The 22,798-nt window shown below is 63.5% G+C and carries 23 protein-coding genes; 19 read left to right on the forward strand and 4 right to left on the reverse strand.

Annotated elements, in window-relative coordinates; translation table 11 throughout:
* Positions 1-15 precede the first annotated feature (15 nt).
* From AWY79_RS02805 to AWY79_RS02825, 5 genes are all read left to right on the forward strand, one after another.
* Positions 16-483, forward strand: a complete 468-nt coding sequence (locus AWY79_RS02805) for a hypothetical protein (RefSeq protein WP_066799970.1) — start codon at positions 16-18, stop codon at positions 481-483.
* 4 nt (positions 484-487) lie between these two features.
* Positions 488-1,714, forward strand: a complete 1,227-nt coding sequence (coaBC, locus tag AWY79_RS02810; RefSeq protein WP_066799973.1) for a bifunctional phosphopantothenoylcysteine decarboxylase/phosphopantothenate--cysteine ligase CoaBC — start codon at positions 488-490, stop codon at positions 1,712-1,714.
* Between the two features lie 310 nt (positions 1,715-2,024).
* Positions 2,025-2,405, forward strand: coding sequence for a hypothetical protein (locus tag AWY79_RS02815; RefSeq protein WP_148651017.1), 381 nt, complete (start codon positions 2,025-2,027; stop codon positions 2,403-2,405).
* A gap of 399 nt (positions 2,406-2,804) precedes the next feature.
* Positions 2,805-3,809, forward strand: coding sequence for an NAD-dependent epimerase (locus tag AWY79_RS02820; RefSeq protein ID WP_066799979.1), 1,005 nt, complete (start codon positions 2,805-2,807; stop codon positions 3,807-3,809).
* Between the two features lie 226 nt (positions 3,810-4,035).
* Entirely contained in the window at positions 4,036-4,809 is a 774-nt protein-coding gene (locus tag AWY79_RS02825; RefSeq protein ID WP_066799982.1) for a ParA family protein, read from the forward strand.
* Between the two features lie 60 nt (positions 4,810-4,869).
* Here AWY79_RS02825 and AWY79_RS02830 read toward each other — a convergent pair whose 3' ends face one another.
* Positions 4,870-5,295, reverse strand: a complete 426-nt coding sequence (locus AWY79_RS02830) for a hypothetical protein (protein WP_066799985.1) — start codon at positions 5,293-5,295, stop codon at positions 4,870-4,872.
* Between the two features lie 93 nt (positions 5,296-5,388).
* Here AWY79_RS02830 and AWY79_RS02835 point away from each other — a divergent pair, with 93 nt between their 5' ends.
* From AWY79_RS02835 to AWY79_RS02845, 3 genes are all read left to right on the forward strand, one after another.
* On the forward strand, positions 5,389-6,306 hold the full coding sequence (locus AWY79_RS02835; protein ID WP_066799988.1) for a ParB/RepB/Spo0J family partition protein: 918 nt from the start codon (positions 5,389-5,391) through the stop codon (positions 6,304-6,306).
* Positions 6,307-6,471: 165 nt separating this feature from the next.
* A complete protein-coding gene (gene rfaE1 / locus AWY79_RS02840) occupies positions 6,472-7,485 on the forward strand; it encodes a D-glycero-beta-D-manno-heptose-7-phosphate kinase (RefSeq protein ID WP_066799991.1) in 1,014 nt (337 codons plus the stop codon).
* 26 nt (positions 7,486-7,511) lie between these two features.
* On the forward strand, positions 7,512-8,807 hold the full coding sequence (locus AWY79_RS02845; protein ID WP_099093227.1) for an ATP-dependent 6-phosphofructokinase: 1,296 nt from the start codon (positions 7,512-7,514) through the stop codon (positions 8,805-8,807).
* Positions 8,808-8,952: 145 nt separating this feature from the next.
* Here AWY79_RS02845 and AWY79_RS02850 read toward each other — a convergent pair whose 3' ends face one another.
* From AWY79_RS02850 to AWY79_RS02860, 3 genes are all read right to left on the reverse strand, one after another.
* Positions 8,953-9,357, reverse strand: coding sequence for a hypothetical protein (locus AWY79_RS02850; RefSeq protein WP_066799998.1), 405 nt, complete (start codon positions 9,355-9,357; stop codon positions 8,953-8,955).
* 10 nt (positions 9,358-9,367) lie between these two features.
* On the reverse strand, positions 9,368-9,619 hold the full coding sequence (locus AWY79_RS02855) for a helix-turn-helix domain-containing protein (protein ID WP_066800001.1): 252 nt from the start codon (positions 9,617-9,619) through the stop codon (positions 9,368-9,370).
* Between the two features lie 479 nt (positions 9,620-10,098).
* Positions 10,099-10,572, reverse strand: a complete 474-nt coding sequence (locus AWY79_RS02860) for a MarR family winged helix-turn-helix transcriptional regulator (RefSeq protein WP_233490983.1) — start codon at positions 10,570-10,572, stop codon at positions 10,099-10,101.
* 183 nt (positions 10,573-10,755) lie between these two features.
* On the opposite strand from AWY79_RS02860, the gene AWY79_RS02865 reads away from it, so the two are divergent.
* The 11 genes from AWY79_RS02865 (at position 10,756) to AWY79_RS02915 (ending at position 22,757) form a co-directional block, all read left to right on the forward strand.
* Positions 10,756-12,153 carry an MATE family efflux transporter gene (locus tag AWY79_RS02865; protein ID WP_066806940.1) on the forward strand — a complete coding sequence of 466 codons (1,398 nt, stop codon included), beginning with the start codon at positions 10,756-10,758 and terminating at the stop codon, positions 12,151-12,153.
* A 76-nt stretch (positions 12,154-12,229) separates the two neighbouring features.
* Positions 12,230-12,946, forward strand: a complete 717-nt coding sequence (gene larE, locus AWY79_RS02870; RefSeq protein WP_066800006.1) for an ATP-dependent sacrificial sulfur transferase LarE — start codon at positions 12,230-12,232, stop codon at positions 12,944-12,946.
* Positions 12,943-13,707: a nickel pincer cofactor biosynthesis protein LarB gene (larB, locus tag AWY79_RS02875; RefSeq protein WP_066800009.1), complete on the forward strand. Its 765-nt coding sequence runs from the start codon at positions 12,943-12,945 to the stop codon at positions 13,705-13,707. Before larE ends, larB begins: the two co-directional genes overlap by 4 nt.
* Positions 13,704-14,459 carry a nickel pincer cofactor biosynthesis protein LarC gene (gene larC / locus AWY79_RS02880; protein WP_066800011.1) on the forward strand — a complete coding sequence of 252 codons (756 nt, stop codon included), beginning with the start codon at positions 13,704-13,706 and terminating at the stop codon, positions 14,457-14,459. Before larB ends, larC begins: the two co-directional genes overlap by 4 nt.
* 13 nt (positions 14,460-14,472) lie before the next feature.
* Positions 14,473-15,165, forward strand: coding sequence for a DUF3431 domain-containing protein (locus AWY79_RS02885; RefSeq protein WP_335343127.1), 693 nt, complete (start codon positions 14,473-14,475; stop codon positions 15,163-15,165).
* Positions 15,153-16,373, forward strand: coding sequence for an ABC transporter permease (locus tag AWY79_RS02890; RefSeq protein WP_066800014.1), 1,221 nt, complete (start codon positions 15,153-15,155; stop codon positions 16,371-16,373). Before AWY79_RS02885 ends, AWY79_RS02890 begins: the two co-directional genes overlap by 13 nt.
* Positions 16,374-16,581: 208 nt before the next feature.
* The gene (locus tag AWY79_RS02895; protein WP_066800017.1) at positions 16,582-17,220 is read left to right on the forward strand and encodes a TetR/AcrR family transcriptional regulator; all 639 of its coding nucleotides are present in this window, start codon (positions 16,582-16,584) and stop codon (positions 17,218-17,220) included.
* Positions 17,213-17,734 (forward strand): DUF2867 domain-containing protein, encoded by a 522-nt coding sequence (locus AWY79_RS02900; RefSeq protein WP_066800020.1) that lies wholly within the window; start codon positions 17,213-17,215, stop codon positions 17,732-17,734. Before AWY79_RS02895 ends, AWY79_RS02900 begins: the two co-directional genes overlap by 8 nt.
* 54 nt (positions 17,735-17,788) lie before the next feature.
* Complete coding sequence (locus tag AWY79_RS02905) at positions 17,789-18,415, forward strand: TetR/AcrR family transcriptional regulator (protein ID WP_066800023.1); 627 nt, start codon at positions 17,789-17,791, stop codon at positions 18,413-18,415.
* Positions 18,416-18,427: 12 nt separating this feature from the next.
* The gene (locus AWY79_RS02910) at positions 18,428-19,531 is read left to right on the forward strand and encodes an efflux RND transporter periplasmic adaptor subunit (protein ID WP_066800026.1); all 1,104 of its coding nucleotides are present in this window, start codon (positions 18,428-18,430) and stop codon (positions 19,529-19,531) included.
* 13 nt (positions 19,532-19,544) lie between these two features.
* Positions 19,545-22,757, forward strand: coding sequence for an efflux RND transporter permease subunit (locus tag AWY79_RS02915; protein ID WP_066800029.1), 3,213 nt, complete (start codon positions 19,545-19,547; stop codon positions 22,755-22,757).
* Positions 22,758-22,798: the final 41 nt, after the last annotated feature.

The following is a 22,798-nucleotide window of genomic DNA, read 5'->3' on the forward strand; positions in this document are numbered from 1 at the left end:
TCTAGGGAGACAATCATGCGTACATTCATCAAAACCCTTCTTCCGCTTCTGCTCGTCGGTCTCCTGGCCGCCTGTAACGCGACCCGGACCAGTCCCGCGCCCAGCGGCGACGGCGCGGGCCAGACCGCCGAGACACAGTATCAGGAACCGGACTATTACCTCGATTTCGACGACATCATGATCCCCAAGGAGATCAGCTATATCAACGACGAGTCCTACAAGCTCGACAACACCAAGTTCCGGGCCGCCATCATGAAGTTCAAGGGCCGCGTCGAGATCCTCGAACTGGTCCAGTACTTCCTGAACAACATGGCCAAGGACAACTGGAAGCTCGTCTCCAACAACAAGGCAGCCACGGTCCACGTGCTGAACTTCGAGAAGTTCAACAAGAGCTGCGTGATCCAGATCAACGACAGCTTCGCCACTTCGACCACCACCATCTTCGCGGTAGAGGTCAAGGACGGCGAGCTCAAGGGCAAGTAGCTCCATGCAGCCGCATTACGGGTTTGCCGGTTTCATGGGCAAGCGCGTCCATCTGGGCGTGACCGGCTCCATCGCCGCGTTCAAGGCCATCGACCTGTTGCGCTCCCTGCTCCAGGCCGATTGCATGGTCTCGGCGACGCTGACCGATTCCGCCTGCCGTTTCGTGCAGCCCCTCTCCTTCGAGGCCCTGGGCGCGTCCCCGGTGTACTCCGCCATGTTCGCGGCCACCCCGGACGCGGACACCGCCTTCGGCCATCTGGAACCGGGCCAGGTCGCGGACGTCATGGTCATCGCGCCCGCCACCGCATCGACCATCGCGCGTCTCGCCCACGGGCTGGCGGACGACATGCTCTCCTGCCAGGCCCTCGCATTCCCCGGTCCCAAGCTCGTGGCTCCGGCCATGAATCCGCGCATGTGGGAGGCCCCCGCCACCCGGCGCAACTGGGACATGCTCGGCGACCTCGGGTATATCCGCATCAGCCCCGACTCCGGGTCCGTGGCCTGCGGCGACGTCGGCTCCGGGCGGCTTGCACCCGTGGACGAGATTCTGATCCAGACCCTGCGCGCGCTCGCGCCCAAGGACCTGGAGGGACGCAAGGTGCTGATCACCCTCGGCCCCACGCGCGAGCAATGGGACGCGGTCCGGTTCTGGTCCAATCCGTCCAGCGGCACCATGGGCGCGTGCATGGCCATGGCCGCCTATCTGCGCGGGGCCGACGTGACCGTGGTCGCCGGACCCACCGCGCTGACCTTTCCCTGCGACATGGGCGTGGTCCCGGTCCGGAGCGCCCGCCAGATGTATGAGGCGTGCACCGACCTGTGGCCGGATATGGACATGGGCTGCCTGACCGCCGCCGTGGCCGACTACCGGCCCGTTCCCTTTGGTGAGACCAAGTTCAAGAAGAATACCTCGGCGGGTTCCGGCATCACCGTGGAGTTCGAGACCAACCCGGATATCCTCAAAACCCTCGGCCAGAGCAAGCGCGAGGGACAGAAGCTCATGGGCTTCGCCGCCGAGACCGGCAACCTGCGCGAAGAGGCGGCCCGCAAGCTCGAGACCAAGAACCTGGACCTCATCGCGGCCAACGACATTTCGCGCGCAGGCAGCGGCTTCGGCGTCGCCACCAACGAGATGTTTGTGCTCGACAGCAAGGGCCGCAAGGAACAATGGCCGCAACTGCCCAAGACCGAAGTGGCGTGGAGATTATGGGATCACCTTCTGCTCGACTGAACGTCCGCGAGAACCTGAGACCCTGGATCGAGTCCGGACTGGAGTTCGTCTACGCTCCCGGCGGCCTGGTCGTCGAGGAGCGTGACGGCGATCTAACGCGGTCGTCGGCCTCGCCTGCCGCCCATCCCGTTCAACCCGCCGCACCCTCGGCACCGTCCGCGCCCGGGCGACCCGCTCCGCAGGCGCGAGAACCGCAAGTACAGGCACGGCCCGCACCGCCCCCCGCGCGCAACAGGCTCCCTCGGGCGCGAATTTTCCCGAACCGTGGAATTCCTTCCTGCGGTTCACCAAGCCCGACGCCCGGGTGGTCATGACCTACATGGAGCTGGGGCTCGACCTTGGCGGTCAGTCCGACCCCCGCCGCCGCGCCGTGCTCAAGAATCTCCAGGCCCATTTGAAATGGCCCCCCGGGACCATCAACTTCTGGCCGGTGGCCGCCCTGGTAAACGGCACGCTTCAGCCGGACACCGCCCTTTTCTGGCGCGGGTGGGAACTCTGGCACGCCCCGCACGTCATCTGTTTCGGCGACGAGGCGTTGCGCGTCATCCTGCCCGACGCCGACCCGGGCACCACCACCCATCTGCTGGAAAACGTCATCGTCCACAAGCTGCCTCCCATCGGCCAGCTGGTGGGTCTGCTCCCCCACGAGCAGCAGATGGCCGTGGATTCCGTGGCCAACATCCGTCTGTGATCCACGTTTTTTTCGTATTCCCCGAATTTCGCTCAAAATCGACTTGTGGCGCATTTTATCGTCCGGCTCCCACCCGTGCCCAAAATTCCCGAAAAATCGCGAATGCGCACAATTTCGAGCGAAGCCCCCGCAAACGCACGGATACCAACGGTTTCCGGGCTCCCCACAGGGCGGACCCGGCGGCTGAGCACGGAATAGGCCACATGAAGTGTACACATCGGCCGTTTTTTGGAGCTGGTGGTGCATGCGGGTGCAAATGGCAAACTTGCCCTTGAGGCATGGTGTGGAGTATGAGCTGTGTGCGGCATCCATTCCTTGACTGAAATCGAACAGGATGTACCATGCCGCTTCCCTACACGAGAGTGACCTGACAACAAACCAGGGACAAGGACATTACATATGAAGATACTTGTGACCGGAGCCGCAGGCTTCATCGGATTCCACCTTTCCCGGCGGCTGACCGCCGAGGGCCACGAGGTCGTCGGCCTCGACAACTTGAACGACTACTACGACGTGAACCTCAAGAAGGCGCGGCTCAAGATTCTTGAGGAGTCTCCCCTTTTCAAGCATGTGAACATCTCGCTGCAGGACGATCAGCCCATGAAGGAGCTGTTTGCCGCCGAGAAGTTCAGCCATGTGGTCAACCTGGCCGCCCAGGCGGGCGTGCGCTACTCCATCGAGAACCCCAAATCCTACATCGACTCCAACGTAGTCGGATTTCTCAATATTCTCGAAGGTTGCCGCCACAATGGCGTGGAGCACCTGGTCTATGCCTCCAGTTCCTCGGTGTACGGCCTGAACACCAAGATGCCGCTGAATCCGCACGAGGGCGTTGATCATCCCATGAGCCTGTATGCGGCCACCAAGAAGGCCAACGAAATGATGGCCCACTCCTACTCGAGCCTCTACGACCTGCCCACCACCGGGTTGCGCTTCTTTACGGTCTATGGGCCGTGGGGCCGCCCGGACATGGCGCTGTTCCTGTTCACCAAGAACATCATCGAGGGCAAGCCCATCAACGTCTTCAACTACGGCAAGATGCGCCGTGATTTTACCTACATCGACGACATCGTCGAAGGCGTGGTCCGAGTGCTGAAGAACACCGCCGCCCCGAACCCGAACTGGGACGGCGACAAGCCGGACCCGTGCACCAGCTCGGTGCCCTTCCGGGTCTACAACATCGGCAACAATTCCGTGGTCGAGCTGTCCCGCTACATCGAGGTGATCGAGGAAGTGGTCGGCAAAAAGGCCATCTACAACTACATGCCCATGCAGGCCGGCGATGTTCCCGCCACCGAGGCGGACGTGTCCGACCTCCAGGCAGACGTCGGCTTCAAGCCCGACACCACTATCGAGGTCGGCATCCGCAACTTCATCGAGTGGTACCAGGAATATTACGGCTGATCACTGCGATGATTTCGTGAGCAAGGGGTGGCGAGAGCCACCCCTTTTTTTTACTCCATTTTCACGCAGTGCCGCTTGCGTTTGTTTTTCTTTCAGCCTACGACATTCAAAGCAGACAGTGGACATTGTTTCACGTGAAACACCCCCCTTTCGAGGCTGATTGTTTCACGTGAAACAGGCGACGGAATCTCGAACGCACCAAAATGAGCTTGAAAGCGAGGGGCCTGTGGCGAGAAAAATCGTGATTGCGAATCAGAAAGGCGGGGTCGGCAAAACCACGACCGCCATCAATCTGGCGGCGTCCCTGGCCGTAATGGAAAAAAAAGTGCTGCTGGTGGACTGCGATCCCCAGGGCAACGCCTCCAGCGGGTTGGGTTACTACCCCGGCGACAAGCGGGAAAATGTCTACACCGTCCTGTTCGATCCCAAGAAGATTCACAAGGCCATTTACCACACCGGAATCCCCTTCCTGGACATCCTGCCGGGAACACAGGATCTGGTGGGTGCCGAAATCGAACTGGTGGACAAGTTCGGGCGCGAATATTACGTGCGTGATCTGGTCGATCAGGTGGACAATGAATACGATTTCATCCTCATCGACTGCCCCCCTTCCCTGGGGCTTCTGACCGTCAATGCCCTGTGCGCCGCTACGGAACTGCTGGTCCCGTTGCAGTGCGAGTATTACGCATTGGAGGGCATCGCGCAGTTGCTCATGACCTACGAACTGGTGCGCAAGCGGCTCAATCCCGGTCTCGATATCCTGGGCGTGGTCCTGACCATGTACGATTCCAGAAACAGGCTGTCCTGGCAGGTGAAGAATGAGGTGCGCAAGGCCTTTCCGCAGCACCTGTTCGAGACGATCATTCCGCGAAACGTGCGCTTGTCCGAGGCGCCGAGCTTCGGCAAGCCGGTGATCGATTACGATATCAAGTCGAGGGGCGCCGAGGCGTATCTCGCCCTGGCCCAGGAAGTGGAGCGCAGCTCCACGGTGCACGGCTAGGCTGGTCTTTGAAGAAAAGCCGCCGTCCCGGATGGGAGCGGCGGCTCGGTCGGCTGATTATCAGTACCGCCCTTCCTTGGAGGCGTTCTTGGCCTCGATGAAGGGGGTGCATTCGGTGGAGATCTTGTCCTTGAAGTGCTTCTTGACCACCTTGGCCCGGCAGCTCATGCACTTGAAGGAGACGAGACCGGCCAGGTTGGCGCTGGTCAGGCGGAATTTGCGAGGATCGTCCGCGGCCCAGTCTTCGGTGCTGTTGCCGCAGTGCTCGCAGGCCACGTCGGTGTCCACCGGATAGGGAAAATCCCAGTACTGCTGCAGGGTTTCCCAGTCGGCCAGCGGCTCGGGCTTTTCGGCCTCGGCCGGGGTGTCCCGGATGCCCAGGCAGTTCATGACCTGATCGCGAACAGCGGTCCAGGCCGGGGCCGTGAGCAGGGCTCCGATGAGGTTGCCGTCTTTGTCGAAGAGTTCGGTGATGTGGTCAGACATGTGTGCTCCGGGGTTAGGATATGCTTCGGGGCGTTATAGGCACTACGGCCTTTTAGGGCAAGGATGAAATTTCAAGCGCGAGGAGCGTCTTATATGGCATTAGGTAACAGGGGACTTGGACGAGGGTTGGATGCGCTGCTCGGCGGCGTGCGCGAAGACGAGAAGATCACTTCCGACGCTGCAGAGGTACTCCAGATTCCGGTGGATTCCATCTCCCCCAACCCGCACCAGCCCCGGCGCGAGTTTTCCGAGGAGGGGCTGAACGACCTGGCCGCCTCCATAGGCACGCGCGGCGTGCTCCAGCCGATCCTGGTCCGCCCTCTGGGGGGCCGGAACTTCGAGTTGGTGGCGGGCGAGCGGCGGCTGCGCGCTTCCAAGCTGGCCGGGCTGACCGAAATCCCCTCCCTGGTCAGGGAGATGACCGACCAGGAAAGCCTGGCCATCGCCCTGATCGAGAACCTGCAACGCGAGGACCTGAACGCCATTGAGGAGGCGCTCGGCTACCAGCGGTTGCAGCAGGAGTTCGGCCTGAGCCAGGATGAACTGGGCCGCCAGGTGGGCAAGAGCCGCTCCGCGGTGGCCAATGCCCTGCGGCTGCTCAACCTGCCCGCCCCGGTTCAGGCGGACATCCAGCAGGGCGTCCTGAGCGCGGGGCATGGCCGGGCGATCATGGCGATTGTTGATGCCGAACCGCAGGCCGAGCTGCACCGCCGCATCGCCGAAAACGGGCTCACCGTGCGCCAGGCCGAAGCCCAGGCGTCCTTCTTCAAGCAGAACAAGCGGCTGCCCGGCGCGGACGAAATCGGCACCCCCGCCTCCCCTTCGGAAGCCAAACCGGAGCCCAAGCCCCTGGACCCGCGTCTGGAGTCTCTCCAGGCCCAGCTTTCTGATTTGTTGGGGCTTACGGTCAAGATTTCCGGATCGACAGAAAAGGGCAAGGTGACGGTAAGTTATACTGCTGAAGATGATTTGCGGTCTGTTGCGGAAAAGCTCGGCGGCGAGTTCGCGTAAACCCCTGCCGCCTTCCCCGGAGCGGTCTTTGGGCGCAACCCCGCCCTCATCGTGAGCGGGCCTGATCATCGGTCGTGTTACGGCAATAACGCCCTTCTCGGCAAGGGTGATGACAACTTGAAAACCACTTAAACCAACGGCAAGAAAACATTGGTTGTTTACGATATGTCACATGAAATGATGCTGGCGGCGGTCGAGTCCCTGAAGGGGCACAAGGTCATGATCATCGGTGATCTGATGCTCGATCATTACCTCATGGGCGAGGTGGAGCGCATTTCTCCCGAAGCCCCGGTCCCCGTGGTCCGCGTGGAAAAGGAATCCTTCCTGCTGGGCGGGGCGGGCAACGTGGCCCGGAACATCGCCGATCTCGGCGGCCTGCCGCTGCTCATCGGCACCGTGGGCCGGGACCAGAACGGCGGGGTCCTCGAAAATCTCTGCACCCAGGCAGGGCTGACCACCCGGCTCATCCACGACGGCGACCGTCCGACCACGGTCAAGACCCGGATCATCGCCCACAACCAGCAGGTGGTGCGCGTGGACCAGGAACGGGTCGCCCCCCTCTCCCCGGACGGAATGGACCGCCTCTTCGAGCTGCTCGAATCCACCCTTGACGATTACGCGGTGATCATCCTGTCCGATTACGGCAAGGGGTTCATTTGCAGGGAGTTCATGGACCGGTTCCTGCCCATGATCAAGGGCATGCCCACCCCGCCCAAGGTACTGGTGGACCCCAAGACCGTGAACTACGACCTGTACCAGGGCGTGGACCTGCTGACCCCCAACACCAAGGAGGCCGGCGAGGGCGCGTCCATGGTCGTGACCGGGCGAGAGTCGGTCATCGAGGCTGGCCGGGCCATCTTCAAGCGGCTCAATTGCCGCAACCTGCTCATCACCCTCGGCCCGGACGGCATGGCGCTGTTCGAGGGAACCGACACCATCCGCCATATCCCGACCTTCGCCCGCAAGGTCTTCGACGTCACCGGAGCCGGGGACACGGTGATCGCCACCACCGCCCTGGGGCTGGCCTCGGGCATGGACCTGCTGACCGCCTGCACCCTGGCCAACTACGCGGCCGGCGTGGTCGTGGCCCAGGTGGGCGCGGCCACGGCCTCCCCTGCCGATCTCAAGGAAACCATAGAAGAATTGCCTGAACCAAAGGTGACGTACTGGAAGGAATGACCGGTTCGCGCCACGGAGCCAACGCCATGAAGGAACTCGATTTCGCCACTCGGATAGACCATCTCGGCAAACCGAACATCAAGAGCCCGCTGGGTAACGTGCGGTTCGTGGATGAGGGTTCGCCCGTGACCCTCATGCTCACCTCCGGCGAGCTGACGGAGCTGGATGCCGATGTTCTCCAAAAGGACTTCGAGAAGGCCGGGCCGCGCGAGCACATCTATTTCGACCCGTCCAAGGTCAAGTGCGCCATCGTCACCTGCGGCGGCATCTGCCCGGGCATCAACGACGTCATCAGGGCCATCGTCATGGAGGCCCACCACCGCTACGGCATCCGCCACGTACTCGGCATCACCAACGGGCTGCGCGGGTTCATCCCAGAGTACGGCTACGACGTGAAGTCGCTGACCCCTGAGGTCGTGTCCCACATCCACCAGTTCGGCGGAACCATCCTCGGCTCGTCGCGCGGGTTGCAGGAGGCCGAGGAGATCGTTGACTCCCTGGAGCGGCTCAACGTCAACATCCTCTTCGTCATCGGCGGCGACGGGGCCATGCGCGCCGCCAAATCCATCGTCGAGGAAGTTTCACAGCGCAAGCGGAAGATCGCGGTCATCGGCATCCCCAAGACCATCGACAACGACATCAACTTCATCACCCGCTCCTTCGGCTTCGACACCGCGGTGGAAAAGGGGGCGGAGGTCATTCAGTGCGCCCACGTCGAGGCCACGGGCGTGGACATGGGCGTCGGCCTGGTCAAGCTCATGGGCCGCGAGGCCGGGTTCATCGCGGCCCAGGCCACCCTGGCCATGCAGGAGGTCAACTTCCTCCTGGTCCCGGAGGTCCCCTTCACCCTGGAAGGCCAAGGCGGTTTGCTGGAGGCCGTTGAAAAGCGGCTGAAGGAGCGCAAGCACTCGCTGATCGTCTGCGCCGAGGGCGCCGGTCAGGACCTGGTGGGCGGCGAACCGGAGCGTGATCCGTCCGGCAACCCCAAGCTGGGCGACATCTGCGGCCTGATCCAGCAGAGCCTCAAGAACCATTTCAACGACAAGGGCCAGGAGATCAACCTGAAATTCATTGATCCCAGCTATTTGATCCGTTCTGTCCCGGCCAATGCCAGCGACCGGGTCTATTGCGGATTCCTCGGTCAGAACGCCATGCACGCGGCCATGGCCGGAAAGACCGGCATGGTCATCACCCGGCTCAAGTCGAGCATGGTCCACCTGCCGCTGGACCTGGTGGCCGTGAAGCGGCGGCGCATCAATACCAACTCCGACTGGTGGTGCTCCGTCATGGAGGCCACGGGTCAGCGCGAGTACATGAAGTAGCTCAGCTACCTACCCGCTCTCCCTTCAAAGGATACCAATGGGATACATAAGATTGTGGGGTGACGGTGCACCCGGTGTGCGGCCGGAAAAAAGTACAAAAAAAGGGGGCGCGAAGCCCCCTTTTGCATGTCGATGGCGGTGAAAACTATTCGTTTGCGGCGAGGCGGCGGCGGACCTGCTCGGAAACCTGGCTGCCAGTGCTCTCCTTTTCGGACTCCATGGCCACGGCCAGGAGCTCGAAGAGCTGGTCATAACTGAATTCGAGGCTGAGGCTGCCGTTGGTCACGATGCAGGACTCCTCGCGCTCCTCAACGCGGTACGCACGGCGCTCGCGGGCATGACCGATGGCGGAGATGATGCCGTAGGCGAGCTTTCCGTCCTCGCCCCTGTACAGCTTCTCCATGGTCAACATGCCGGTGCCGTCGTCGAAATACATCTCTTCGCCGATGAGATGGCCGGTGACGTCGATGTCCTGGCCGAAATCATTGGGAAGGTTCACGTTGAGGATAGGGTCGTTTCCGTCGTGACCGCCTACCATTCTTTTCGACATGCCTCTCTCCTTAATCCAGTGGGAGTTTGAACTGATCCGGCTCCCGTTCCTTTTTGCCCGTTGGAACAGGCGCATTCATTCCACTCTCGATGAATTCCATCAAGCTTTGTTCCGGTACCCGCCATTGGGACCCGATCTTCACGGCCTTGATGTCGCCGCCCGTGATCAACCTGTAGGCAGTCCGCTGATGGACCCGCAAATAGTCCGCGACCTCACGCACGGTGAGGAGTTTGGGCGGCTTGGGAACATCTCTGCTGTCCATAATGTCACAATCTTACCTACGATGTTCATTCATTGACATAAGGTGTCAAAGATTGTCAACAAAGTACAACGCTGTGCAACAATCTCTAGAAAAAATCTAGACAACGACCTAAAGAACGATATTACGGGAAGTTGTTGTTAATTACGGAAGGCATATCAGATTTCCGGCCAAAAAATAATGGGGAAAAGCCACAAATCAGACTTTTTCTTTACGGCCGGGTTACCGCACGCGGACGGAAAGAACTACACGGATAGACCCGTCCGGTCAAATGGAAGTTTGAATAAATTATAGAGGAATTTTAGAGTGTTGTTTAAACGGCTCTATGCGGACTGGATCCGGGAACAAAACCCGTGCATCTTGCTTGGAGGCGGTTGAAGAACAGGGTTCGAGCGTGAAGAGCCAACTCCCGGCACAGACTGAATATAGTGGAATGCATTGCTTGGAGAAGCTTTTGCGGATGGTTGTGGAGAGGGGTAAGGTCAGTGGTCTACTTCGTCCAGGAGGACGAGCACGGTTTCCTGAAGGTCGTCTTCGAGGCGTCCGGTCATTTGTTTAAGAATTCTGCGGAAGTATTTTCGGTCATTGATGGTCAGCCCCTGGTTGACCACGGACTGGAGGTCGTCGATGGCGGCCAGCACGATTTTTTGCAGCCCCCTGCCCTGTTGCGTGAGGCGGATAACGGTCTGTCTCCGGTCCTTGGGGTTTCGGGTTCTGGTCAAGAGCCCGTCCCGTTCCATGCGGGCCAGGGAATTGGACAGCGTGGCCTGCTCCACGTCGAGCAGGCCGTGCAGCGCCTTCTGGGTCACGCCGTCCTTTGCCCACAATCGGAAAAGAATATCCAGATAGCCGGGCAGGACCCCGTGCGGTTGGAGCCGATTGGCCAAGGCCCGCGCATAGAGGCGGTTGAACTTGGCCATGGAGGAAGCGAACTGATGTTCCGCGTTGTAATCCACGTTTTTCCCTAGGATTTTGGTTTGGTGCAGGAAAATATATAGCAGGCTGTAGGCCGTATCTCAAGCGCCAAGTTTTGGCTGAATCCGCTTTACCTCCGGAATGAGGCGGTATAGGTTGCACTGGGGGTATGAACCCTTGCCTCCAACTAGGTTTGGCCCGAGGGCCAAGGATCAACTATCATGATGAGTTTAAAGAAGCGCTGGAGTGCGCGAGCCGGCTACCGGGAGGCCCTGCAAATTGGCCTGCCCCTGGTAATCAGCATGATCTCCAATACGGTGATGACCTTCACCGACCGTATTTTCCTGGGAAATTATTCGTTGGAGTCGCTGGCGGCATCGGTCCCGGCCAGCATCGCCGCGTTCCTGTTCCTCTCCTTCTTCATGGGCGTGAGCGAGTACGTGAACGTCTTCATCGCCCAGTACACCGGTTCGTGCCGACACCACGACGTGGGGCGGGCGCTGTGGCAGGGCATCTGGTTCGCCATCCCGTCCGGCATCTTCCTGGCCCTGCTCTGTTTGGTGGCCGATCCCCTGTTCCGGCTCGGCGGCCATCCGGCGGAGGTCCAGCGGCTGGAGGTGATCTATTTCCAGATCCTGACCGTGGGCAGCGGGCCGTTCCTGCTCGGCGTGTGCCTGTCCAACTTCTTTGCCGGGCGCGGGTTGACCAAGCCGGTCATGCTCATCAGCATCTGCTCGGTGATCATCAATATCCCGCTGGATTACTGTCTGATCAACGGCGTTGGGCCGTTCCCCGAGCTGGGCATCGCCGGGGCGGGCATCGCCACCGTGGTCGGGTTCACTCTGCCCATGGTCGTCTATTCGGTGCTGATCTTCACCCGCGAGAACGAGAAGCAGTTCCGGGTCCTGTCCGCCTGGCGGTTCGACCGCGATCTGTTCGGCCGGTTTCTGTACTACGGCTTGCCGGGTGGGGTTGAGTTCTTTCTCGATATCTTCGCCATCTCCTTCTTCGTCTTCATGATCGGGCGGTTCGGGCCGGTGGAGCTGGCCTCGACCAACGCGGTCTTCTCCATCTACAACCTGGCCTTCCTGCCGACCCTCGGTCTGCACGTGGCGGCCTCGATCATGGTCGGGCAGGCCATGGGCGACCGCCAGCCGGACCGGGCGGCCTTTGCCACCCATTCCGTGCTCCACCTGGCCATGGGCTACATGGGGGTGATGGCCCTGCTGTTCGTGTGCTTCCCGGACATGCTCATGAACCTGTTCCGGTCCCGGAACGACGTGGGCGATTTCGACGCGGTGCTGCGGATGGGCGTGGTCCTCATGCGCTACTGCGCGGTGTTCACGCTCATCGACGCCGTGGCCATCGTCTACGTGGGCGGGCTCAAGGGCGCGGGCGACACCCGGTACACCATGCTGGTCATGGGCTGCGCGTCCCTGGCGTGCATCGTCGGGCCGCTGATCGTCCTGCACCATCTGGGCCTGACCTCCATCCACGGACCCTGGATCTGTCTGCTGCTGTACGTCATGGTCCTGGCGACCGCCTTCGCGGTCCGGTTCCGCAAGGGGCCTTGGCGGCGCATCGACCTCATAGGAAGGAACGCGAAGCCCGAAAGAGGTTGAACCTCTCAAGGCCGTGGGCTAACTTAACCGTATGACACTTGAAAGCCTTGTTTTCAGCATCCGGAATCTGGCGGGCATGGAGCGGCAGGGGGCGGTGGCATTTTCCGGGGGCGTGGACAGCGCCCTCGTTGCTGCCGCAACGCAGAGAGCTCTGGGCCATCGGGCAGTTGCCTGCACCGTGGTCAGCGAGTTGACCACGGGGCGCGATCTGTTGCGGGCTTCCGAGGCCGCCGCGGCCATCGGCATACGGCACATCGAGCTGCCGGTCTCCGCCCTGGCCGTGGCCGGTGTGCGGCGAAACCAGTCCGATCGCTGCTACCACTGCAAACAGCTGGTCTTTCGTACCATTCAGGAGGCGGTGGGCGATTCGGCGCTGCTCTTGGACGGGACCAATGACGAGGACGATCCGGCCCGGCCGGGCATGAAGGCCGCCCTCGAATTCGGGGTTTTTTCCGGGCTCAAGAAGAGCGGGCTGCGCAAGGCCGACGTTCGCAGGCTGGCGCGGGAAATCGGGTTGCCCAACTGGGACGCCCACTCCGAGAGCTGCCTGGCCACCCGCGTCAGGGAGGGGCAGGAGCTCTCGGTGGAGATCCTGACCGGCATCGAGGCCATGGAGAGCCGGCTCGACGAGTTCGGTGTCCACACGGCCAGGGTGCGCATTGATAATCTGGTGGCAACCGTGGAGTTTGAACCACAATACTCTGAAATTATGGAAACAAATCGTGATAATATCGTGGCGCAGGCGCGCCGCTTAGGGTTGAGATCATGCCTCTTCAAGGAGTGGCGGGGATGAGTCTTGACCGTTTGCTCGACGATTTCGAGGCGGGCCGCATCACCAGGGAACAGCTCAAGCGGGAGATGTCGGGCAGCGCCTTCATCGACGTTGGTTGCGCCAAACTCGATCATCACCGGGCCGAACGTACGGGCGGTCCAGAGGTGGTCTATTGCGAAGGCAAGAGCCCCGATCAGGTGGCCGTGATCTTTGATCGGTTGCTGCGCGCCAACGGCCGGGTGCTGGGAACCCGCGCCGGTCGCGAACATTTCGAGGCCGTGAGCGGCCTGGATAACGCGCGTTTCGATCCGGTTTCGCGGTTGATCACGGCCGGATCATCGGCGGTCGACCTGGAAGGCAAGGTAGTGGTCGTGTCGGCCGGGACTTCGGACACGCCCGTGGCCGAGGAGGCCGCCGGTACCGCCGAATTCCTGGGGAGTTTTGTCGTCCGGCACTTCGACTGCGGCGTGGCGGGCATCCACCGGCTGTTCTCGGTCATGGGCGAAATCAACGACGCCTCCGTGATCATCGCCGTGGCGGGCATGGAAGGGGCGCTTCCCTCGGTCATCGGCGGGCTGGCCCTGCCGCCCATCGTGGCCGTGCCGACCAGCGTGGGCTACGGGGCGAATTTCCAGGGGCTGGCTCCCCTGCTGACCATGATGAACTCGTGCGCGCCCGGCGTGGGCGTGGTGAACATCGACAACGGATTCGGCGCCGGCTACCTGGCGCACAAGATAAACATGCTCGCCCTTGGGGGCGGACAACGGACGGAGCGCGCGTGAGCACGGTATTTCTGGATTGTTCCACCGGCGTGAGCGGCGACATGCTGCTGGCGGCCCTGAGCCACGCCCTGGAGGAATGGCGCGGGCCGGGAGCCGGTTTCGCCTTTCTCGACAAGGCATTGGCATCCCTGAAGCTGGAAGGGTTTCGGCTCGCATGGTCGGAAAAGCGGATTGCGGGCATCCGCACCCAGCACGTGGACGTGATTTCGACCCTGGACCAGCCCCTTCGCCACTACACGGACCTGCGCGCGATCATCGAGAACAGCGGCATGCCCGCCCGGGCCGGGGAGAGATCCGTGCGCGCCCTGCGCCTTCTGGGCGAGGCCGAGGCCAAGGTCCACGGCGTGGAACTGGAAGCGGTTCATTTCCACGAAATCGGCGCTGTGGATACCCTTGCGGATATTTGTGGAGCAATGCTCCTTCTGGACGCGCTGGAGGCCGGGGACGTGGTCGTCGGGCCGGTCGATCTTGGGTCCGGTTTCGTGCACTGCGCGCACGGCGTTTTGCCAGTTCCGGCACCTGCTTGCGCAGAGCTGGCCAAGGGGCTGATCACCTTCGGCTCGGACTGCGCCATGGAGCGCGCCACCCCCACCGGCCTGGCCATCTTGCGGACTGTTGCGGATGAGTTCGGTCCCCTGCCCATGGGAACCCTTCTCGGGGTGGGATACGGGTCCGGCGGGCGGTCCTCTGACGAGCAACCCACCTATGTCCGGGCCATGGTCTTGGAGCGGGTTGCGGAAACCGGTCGGTGACGGGAGCGGGAAAGTGCGTGACGACCTCATGGTGATCATCGCCCGCTACCGCGAGGACGTGTCCTGGGCGGACGAGCTGGGCTTTGATCACGTGGTCTACGACAAGAGCGGCGATCCGGTACAAAACGCCCGGCCACTGCCGAACATCGGGCGGGAAGCCCACACCTATTTCTCCCACATCGTGGCCGAGTACGACCGGCTGGCACCCATGAACGTCTTCCTCCAGGGCGACCCCTTTGATCATTTGGATGATCATGGCCGGGCCATTGTGGAGACCTTGCGGAACCGTCTTGCGGATATTGCGGATCACCGCGTTCCGTTCAAGGGGCTGGCGTGGTTCAAACTGAAGAGCGACGCGCTGGGGCGTCCCCACGATCTGGACAAGCCCGAGAACAAGGGCCGCTGGGCGGGTTGGGGTCGGGACATCCCGGTGGGCGAGCTCTTCGAGCGGCTGTTCGGGGTGCCCATGCCGACCCAGATTATCTGCCGCGCACCCACGGGCAATTTCTGCGTCACGGCGGAGCGCATCCGCACCCGCCCCGCGCATTCTACCAATACTGCCTCCGCCTGGTGGAGGCCGATCCCCAAGACGAGCGCAACACCGGGCACGCCTTCGAACGGCTCTGGCAACACATCTTCAACGGCAATACCGGCTGGAACCGCGAACGGTACGAATAGCTCCGGGAGGACGTCATGCTGCCCCTGAACTTGAACATCGCCCTGTCGTCGCTCTCCGCGCACAAGCTGCGGGCCGTGCTGGCCATGCTCGGGGTCTTCCTGGGGGCGCTGGCCTTCACCGGGGTGCAGCACGTCTCCAAGATCATGGTCCGGCAGTCCGAGATCGAGACCGAGAAACTCGGCCCGAATCTGTTCTCGGTTATGGCCGGGTCCGTACGCTTCACCCGTGGCGGCGGCATGCGCCAGTCGGGCGGCTCCCGCAACTTTTTACTCTCCGACGCCCAGGCGATCATCGATACCGTGCCCGGCGTGCTGGCCGGGACGCCGTTCATCACCGCGACCATGCCCGTGCGCGGCGACGCTGCGGCCGTGAACACCCAGGTCATGGCCTGCTGGCCCAATTACCAGCAGATCCGCAGCTTCCGGGCCGACATCGGGCGGTTCTTCGACTGGCGCGAGGTCGAGGCCCGGGCCAAGGTCTGTGTCCTGGGCCGAAAGACCGCCGAGCGGCTGTTCGGCAAGCCGGAGCTGGCCGTGGGCAAGGACGTCTACATGTTCCGGGCGGGCTTCCGCGTGCTCGGGGTCATGGAGACCAAGGGCCGCGACGTTTCCGGGCAGGACCAGGACGAGGTCATGCTCCTGCCCATCACCACCTACATGCGGCGGGCCAGCAACCAGCAATGGATTTCCGGGGTGTTCCTCCAGTTGGACAAGGACGCCGGGGTGGAAGCGGTCACGGCGGCGGTCAACGCGGTCATGCGCGAGCGCCACGGCATCGGCCCGGGCGAGGACGACGACTTCACGGCCCTGTCCGCGGCCGACGCCATCGAATTGCAGCGCCAGGCCCTGGACCTGATGACCACCTTGGGCGGGATCTCCTCGACCATCTCCTTTGCCGTGGGCGGCATGGGCATCCTGTCCATCATGATCCTGGTGGTCCGCTCCCGCCGCGTGGAGATCGGGGTGCGCCGCGCCGTGGGCGGGCGGCGCAGGGACATCGTCCGCCAGTTCCTGTTCGAGTCCGGGCTGATGGCCGGTCTGGGCGGCGGGCTGGGCGTGGTCGTGACCGTGATCCTGGTGGTGGTCGGGTGCTCTCTCGCCAAGCTGCCGCTGATCATCGACCCGGTCAGCCTGGCCGTGACCCTGTTCGGCTCCTGCCTCCTGGGGGTCGCCGCCGGGGCCTACCCGGCCTGGCAGGCCGCCAATATCGAGATCCTCGACGTTCTCAAGTCCTGATCCCGATTTCCCTTTTATTCCAATATATTATCATAATACATAGCGGGCTAACAATCGATGAATAGCCCGCTGAGAAGAAGGGTGCGCGCTCAACGGGCCGTCCTGCCGGGTTGCCCTTCGGCGTCCTCTTGCGGACGGGCTTGACTTTCCGTCGGGGCGCGAATAATGAACATGTTCAGTAAGTGAACGTGTTCAACAAGGAGGCCACATGAGCGAGGAGACCACCCTGCGCGAGCGGCGCAAGCGGGAGACGCGGGACCGGATTCAGGCCGCGGCCCGAAAGCTGATCACCGAGCGCGGGTTCGAGGGGACGACCATGCGCGGGCTGGCCCGCGAGGCCGGGGTCGGGGTCGGGACCATCGCCCTGCACTTCTCGGACAAGACGTCGCTGCTCTTCTCCACCTTCTTCGACGAGATCGGGGCGGTCTCCCAGCGGGCCGTGTCCACCGCCCCCCGGGACGGTTCCCTGCGCGCCATCTTCCTGCATCTGCTCCGGGTCATGTACGGCTACTACGGCGAGCACACCCTGTTCCTGCGGTCTGTGGTCAAGGAGGCGCTTTTCGCCACGGGCGAATGGCGGGCCCGGTTCGATTGCCAGCTCGTCGAGGTGGTCGGCCAGGTGGCGGAGCTGATCGAGGCGCGCAAGGCGACCGGAGAGGTCCGGCGCGGGGCGTCCGGCGCGGATGTGGCCATGGTCTGCTGGGCGCTGTACGCCAACGGCCTGATCGACGGGCTCAACCGTGAAACCTTTGACGCAGAGGCGCAGGTGGCCCGGGTGGCCCCGCTCCTCGACGTGGTTCTGGTCGGGGTGCTGGCCGAACCGTCCCAAGGAGGCGAACATGGATAGACGGGATGTTGAACGGCTGCCGGGCATGGCGGGGCTGACCCAGGGCGCGGACCACGTGGACGTGCACACCATGGAGGGGACCGGCTCGGTCGCGGACGTGGCGGCCGCCCTGCTCTCCCACCGGCCCGGGTGGATGGTCTTTTTGTGGAAGGTGCGCACGGTCCTGCTCCGGCTGCTCGGCCAGGGCGGCCGCATCGTGCCCGAACCGGCCCGCCTGACCGGCGCGACCCTCCCCAAGTCGGTGGGAGACAAGGCGAGCTTCCTGACCGTGATCCGGTCCGACGGCGAGAGCCACTGGGTGGCCGGGGCGGGGGAGAGCCACCTGGACGCCGAGGTCGGGGTGGTCGCCGAGCCGCTGGCGGGCGGACGCAGCCGGTTCCATGTGGTCACCGTGGTCCGCTACCGCAATCCGGCCGGGCGCATCTATTTCAACGTCATCCGGCCGTTCCATCATCTGGTGGTCGACTCCGCCTTGCGCGCAGCCCTGCGCCGGGGTCGGAACGGTGACCAATGAAACGATCCTGTGAACACTGTTTACAAAGTGAACGGAGTTTGCTAGCCGAGGGCCATGACAATCAGGAACCGTCGTGAACGGGACAAGGACAGGATGCGCCGCCGCATTCTGGACGCGGCCAAGCAGCTCTTCGTGCGCGAGGGGTACGACAACGTGTCCATGCGGCGCATCGCCACCAAGATCGAGTACAGCCCCGCCGCCCTGTACCGCTATTTCCGCAACAAGCGCGAGATATTGTCGGTGCTGCGCGAGGAGGCGTTCGCGCGCTTCGTGGAGCGCCAGGAAAAGGGGCGCGAACAGTATCCGGACCCCATGGAACGGTTGCGGGCCGGGTCAAGGGAATACATCCGGTTCGCCCTGAGCGAGCCGGACCACTACCACCTCATGTTCGGGGCCTCCTGCGACGAAGTGGACCTGGACGGTGAATGGGCCGAGAGCGCCATGCGCTCCTTCGAAATCCACCGCGCCAACGTGGTCGAATGCGTGGCCACCGGCTGGTTCGGGGAAGTGGACAGCGACGTCCTGGTCTTCGCCCTGTGGTCCCAGCTGCACGGACTGGTGAACCTCATTGCGACCGGCCAGGTGTCGGTCCTGAGCCGTGAAGCGGACCTGGACACCCTGTTGGACAACATCATCGGCTTCTGGCTGCGCCCCGGCGCGGGGACGCCGATCAAGGAATAAAGGTTGAGAATCATGAAACGGATATGCGCACCCCTGCTCTTTCTCGCGGCGCTGATCCTCACGGCGGTCCTTGTGGCCGGGTGCGGCAACGACCGTCCCGAGGCGGACGGTTCCGCCGGGAGCTCCCTGCCGGGTTCGGCCCTGGCCGAAGCGGCCCAGGCCGAGGTGGTCACCCCGCCCCGCCCGCCCGCCCCTGGCTCCACCGAGACCTTCGTGGCCCGTTCCGCGGCCCGGCGTTCGTCCCTGACCGGGTTCACCCGCGCCCGCAATGCCATGACCCTGGTCAGCGAGGAATCCGGCCGGGTGCGGCGCGTACTGGCCGACGTGGGCGATACCCTGGACCCGACCGGGCTGTTCGCCGAGCTGGACACCACCTTCATCGAGTTGGACCTGGCCGCCAACCGCGCGGACCAGGAGCGGCTCAAGTCCGACCTGGATTACAACAAGAAGGAGATGGACCGCTACGAGGCGCTGGTCAAGAACGGCACCGCGCCCCAGTCCACCCTGGACTCCAACGTCCGCGCCCACCAGGCCGCCCTGCAACAGCTGCGGGCCAAGCAGGTGGAGGAGCGGGTGCTGCTGGAGCGGCTCAAGCGGTGCGACCTCTTCGGCCCGGCGGGCTGGAAGGTCGTCACCCGGTACATCGAGCCGGGCGAGTGGATCACCAAGGGCGAGCAGGTGGCCGAGCTGGGCCGGTACGACGTGCTGCTCGTGCCGTTCGCCCTGACCAGCGAGGAATACCGCGCCCTCAAGGACATGGGCGATACCCTGACCCTGCGCCTCACCGACCTGGGCGGTACGGTCCGGGCCAAGGTGGCCCGCGTCTCGCCCGGTTTCGACGCCCAGACGCGCAAGATCAACGTGGACCTGGAGATAGCCGAGGGCGACTTCGAGTTCCGGGGCGGCATCCGCACCGAGTTGGACATCGGCCTGCCCGATCCGGGCGGTGCGGTGCTCGTGCCGCAGTCCGCGCTGGTCAAGGCGTACGAGGAATACTTCCTGATGACCCCGGACAACCAGCGGGTGCGGGTGGTCCTGCTCGGCGCGGACGACGACCTGCGCCGGGTGACCGGACCGGACGTCCGCCCCGGCGACGTCTTCCTGCTCAACCCCTAGGACCGGAGCCGCCATGTCAGACAAAACGCCGGTCCAGCGCCTCATAGGGTTGACTCTGGGGCAGAAGGTCTTCGTCAACCTGATGTTCGTCCTGCTCATGGTCGTGGGCGTGTTCTGCGTCTTGGACCTGCCCGTGGAGCGCTATCCGGACGTGCGCATGGGCAAGGTGGTCATCTCCGGCTTCCTGCCCGGCGCCAGCCCGGACGAGGTCGAGACCCTGGTCACCCGCAAGATCGAGGACGCCCTGGAGGACCTGGAGAACGTGGAGTTCATCCGCTCCCGCTCCTTCCGCCAGCGCTGCTCCATCATGGTCAAGTTCCTGGACGACACGGACTACGACAGACTGTACGACGAACTGCGCTTCAAGGTGCTGTCCATCCAGAACGACCTGCCCGAGGACATGGACCCCCCGACCTTCACCGTCATTCGGGTCTCGGAGTGGCTTCCGGTCCTGTCCGTGAACCTGCTCGGCGATCGCTCCAACCGCGCCCTGAGCCTCATGGCCGACGAGTTGAAGCTGCCGTTGCAGTCCATCCCGGGGGTCAAGGAAGTGCAGGTGGACGGCGAGTATTCGCGCGAGTTCCACGTGGCCCTGGACCCGGCCAAGATGATGCGCCTCGGCGTGACCTTCGACCAGGTGGGCCAGGCGCTGCAAGGGGCCAACGTATCGGTCCCGGCGGGCGATTTCATCAGCGATTCCGGTGAATACGTCATCGTGGTGGACCAGAAGTTCCGGTCCCGCGAGGAGGTCGCCCGGACCATCGTGCGGCGCGACCTGGACGGCTCCTTCGTGACCGTGCGCGACGTGCTCAGCGAGGCGGGCATGAACTACCGCGACCCGTTCGTGATCTCCTCGGTCAACGGCATGGACGCGGTTTCGATCAAGGTCCTCAAGACCCCGGAGGGCAACGCCCTGGACATCGGGGCCGAGGTCGAGAAGGTGGTCGCCGCCTTCAAGCCGGTGCTGGACAAGGAAGGGGTCCAGGCCGTGTTCACCCAGGACCAGCGGATCAACATCCGCGAGAACATCAACACGCTGGGCTCCAACCTGCTGGTGGGCATCATCCTGGTCTGCGGCTGCATCTGGCTGGTCATGGGGTTCCGCAACGCCATGCTGACCACCGTGGGCGTGCCGTTCTCCTTCCTGGTGACCATGATCATCATGTGGATCACCGGCAACTCCATCAACGAGATCACCCTCTTTTCCTTTGTCCTGGTCAGCGGCATCATCGTGGACGACGCCATCGTGGTGGTCGAGAACGTCTACCGCCACGTGCAGGACGGCAAGGACCTCAAGGACGCCGTGGTGGACGGCACCGCCGAGGTCTTCCTGCCGGTCCTGGCCGCCACCTCCACCACCGTGGCCGCGTTTCTGCCCATGTTGATCATGACCGGGTCCACCGGGGAGTTCTTCGCCCTGGTGCCCAAGGCGGTCTCCTTTGCCATCATTGCCTCGCTCATCGAGTGCCTGTTCATCCTGCCGCCCCACTTTCTGGACTGGCCGGGCGCGAACAGGCTGCGCGAGCAGGCCGAGGCGCACCTCAAGGCGCGCGATCCCCGGTTCCTGACCGCCCTGAAGCGCTGGACCGACGCCACCCTGCAACTCTCCATGCGCCACAAGTGGAAAACGCTCAGCGTGGTCGGCCTCGCCTTCGTGGTGGCCGTGGTCATGCTCGGCGTGTCCGTGGCCGGGGTCATGCCGCTCTTGCGCATCAAGTTCTTCCCCGACGAATACACCCTCTACTACGTGTCCATGGAAGGGCCGGTGGGCACGGACGTCCAGGCCTCGTCGGCCAAGGCCAAGGAGGTCTCCAAGGCGCTGCTGGCGCTCGGCCCCGGGACCACCAAGGCGTGCTCCAGCCTGGGCGGCATGGACATCAACGAGGACTACGAAAACGTGTTCGGCTCCAACCGGGCCATCACCATCGTGGAGCTGCCCCGCCAGGGGGAACAGCAATTCGTGGAAAACCCGGACAATGATCCGCAGCTCCTGCTCGACGTCATCCGGCGCAAACTCGAACCGTTCGCCCAGGGCGGCTGGCGGCTGCGCGTCTGGCCCGAGCAGGGCGGCCCGCCGTCGGGCAAGGACGTGAACATCCGGGTGCTCGGCCCGGACCAGGACGCGGTCCTGGCCCTGGAGAGCAACGTCTTCAGCTGGATCAAGGCGAACCCGAAGCTCGCCCCGCATCTCATCGACCTGGCCACGGACACGGGCACGGACAACCGGGTCTTCCGGTTCATCCCCAACCAGGAGCGCATCGCCGAGTACGGGCTGACGCCCGCCCAGGTGGTGGCCCTGGCCGGCGGCCTGCTGGACGGCCGGTTCGTGGGCAAGTTCCGGGCCGCGGACGAGGACGTGGACCTGCGGATGAAGATCGACAAGCGGTTCCTGCGCGAACCCGAGGACGCCCTGGACATCCCGGTGCTGGAGAACGCCTCCGGGCCGGTGCGCGTGGGCGACCTGGTGCGCGTGGAGACCTACCGCGAGCCGGGCCAGCTCAACCGGTTCCAGGGCCAGCGCGCCGTGACCCTGACCGCCAACATCCGCGAGGGCGCGCCGGTCAGCGCGGCCATGGTGGTCCACGACGTCAAGGCGTACTACGAGTCCATCCAGGACCGGTACCCCGGGGCCACCATCAGCTTCGCCGGGGAGTACGAGTCCACGGGCCGCTCCTTCACCTCGCTGATGTACGCCTTCCTCATCGCCATCCTGGTCATGTACACGATCCTGGCCTGCCAGTTCCAATCCTACGTCCAGCCGGTGATCATCCTGTCCGCCGTGGCCTTCGCCCTGATCGGCGTGGTCTTCGGCACCTTCCTGACCCGCTCCCTGTTCACGGTCAACAGCTTCATCGCCACCGTGGGCGTGGCCGGCGTGGTGGTCAACGACTCCCTGGTGCTCATCGACTTCATCAACCGGCTCTACGCCCAGGGCTATTCCCGGTCCGAGGCCGTGCGCGAGGGGGTCCGGGTCCGGCTGCGGCCCATCCTGCTGACCACCCTGACCACCACCCTCGGGCTGCTGCCCATGGCGCTCGGCATCCCCTACTACTCCGTGGTCTGGGGAACCATGGCCACGACCTTCGTCACCGGCCTGTGCGTGGCCACCACCATGACCCTGCTGGTCATGCCCATCATGTGGAACCTGCTCATGCGCCGCCGGGAACGCAAGGAGGCCAAAAGGCGCCCTGCTGCCGGACCGGTCGCGGCAGGAAATGAAAACTAGAAAAAGTCTAGATATATTCTAGAAACCAGCCGCACCTCCCG

Origin of the sequence: Pseudodesulfovibrio indicus, assembly GCF_001563225.1 — a bacterium.
In the GTDB taxonomy this organism is placed as follows: Bacteria; Desulfobacterota; Desulfovibrionia; order Desulfovibrionales; family Desulfovibrionaceae; genus Pseudodesulfovibrio; species Pseudodesulfovibrio indicus.

What these genes read in the sequence shown, in the direction of transcription:
- AWY79_RS02845 (WP_099093227.1), top strand. Translation starts at nt 7,512, where the DNA reads ATGAAGGAACTCGATTTCGCCACTCGGATAGACCATCTCGGCAAACCG.
- rfaE1 (WP_066799991.1), top strand. Translation starts at nt 6,472, where the DNA reads ATGTCACATGAAATGATGCTGGCGGCGGTCGAGTCCCTGAAGGGGCAC.
- AWY79_RS02900 (WP_066800020.1), top strand. Translation starts at nt 17,213, where the DNA reads ATGGATAGACGGGATGTTGAACGGCTGCCGGGCATGGCGGGGCTGACC.
- AWY79_RS02905 (WP_066800023.1), top strand. Translation starts at nt 17,789, where the DNA reads ATGACAATCAGGAACCGTCGTGAACGGGACAAGGACAGGATGCGCCGC.
- AWY79_RS02855 (WP_066800001.1), bottom strand. Translation starts at nt 9,619, where the DNA reads ATGGACAGCAGAGATGTTCCCAAGCCGCCCAAACTCCTCACCGTGCGT.
- AWY79_RS02805 (WP_066799970.1), top strand. Translation starts at nt 16, where the DNA reads ATGCGTACATTCATCAAAACCCTTCTTCCGCTTCTGCTCGTCGGTCTC.
- coaBC (WP_066799973.1), top strand. Translation starts at nt 488, where the DNA reads ATGCAGCCGCATTACGGGTTTGCCGGTTTCATGGGCAAGCGCGTCCAT.
- AWY79_RS02865 (WP_066806940.1), top strand. Translation starts at nt 10,756, where the DNA reads ATGAGTTTAAAGAAGCGCTGGAGTGCGCGAGCCGGCTACCGGGAGGCC.
- AWY79_RS02890 (WP_066800014.1), top strand. Translation starts at nt 15,153, where the DNA reads ATGCTGCCCCTGAACTTGAACATCGCCCTGTCGTCGCTCTCCGCGCAC.
- larE (WP_066800006.1), top strand. Translation starts at nt 12,230, where the DNA reads ATGGAGCGGCAGGGGGCGGTGGCATTTTCCGGGGGCGTGGACAGCGCC.
- larB (WP_066800009.1), top strand. Translation starts at nt 12,943, where the DNA reads ATGAGTCTTGACCGTTTGCTCGACGATTTCGAGGCGGGCCGCATCACC.
- AWY79_RS02815 (WP_148651017.1), top strand. Translation starts at nt 2,025, where the DNA reads ATGACCTACATGGAGCTGGGGCTCGACCTTGGCGGTCAGTCCGACCCC.
- AWY79_RS02850 (WP_066799998.1), bottom strand. Translation starts at nt 9,357, where the DNA reads ATGTCGAAAAGAATGGTAGGCGGTCACGACGGAAACGACCCTATCCTC.
- AWY79_RS02895 (WP_066800017.1), top strand. Translation starts at nt 16,582, where the DNA reads ATGAGCGAGGAGACCACCCTGCGCGAGCGGCGCAAGCGGGAGACGCGG.
- AWY79_RS02835 (WP_066799988.1), top strand. Translation starts at nt 5,389, where the DNA reads ATGGCATTAGGTAACAGGGGACTTGGACGAGGGTTGGATGCGCTGCTC.
- AWY79_RS02830 (WP_066799985.1), bottom strand. Translation starts at nt 5,295, where the DNA reads ATGTCTGACCACATCACCGAACTCTTCGACAAAGACGGCAACCTCATC.
- AWY79_RS02915 (WP_066800029.1), top strand. Translation starts at nt 19,545, where the DNA reads ATGTCAGACAAAACGCCGGTCCAGCGCCTCATAGGGTTGACTCTGGGG.
- AWY79_RS02910 (WP_066800026.1), top strand. Translation starts at nt 18,428, where the DNA reads ATGAAACGGATATGCGCACCCCTGCTCTTTCTCGCGGCGCTGATCCTC.
- AWY79_RS02820 (WP_066799979.1), top strand. Translation starts at nt 2,805, where the DNA reads ATGAAGATACTTGTGACCGGAGCCGCAGGCTTCATCGGATTCCACCTT.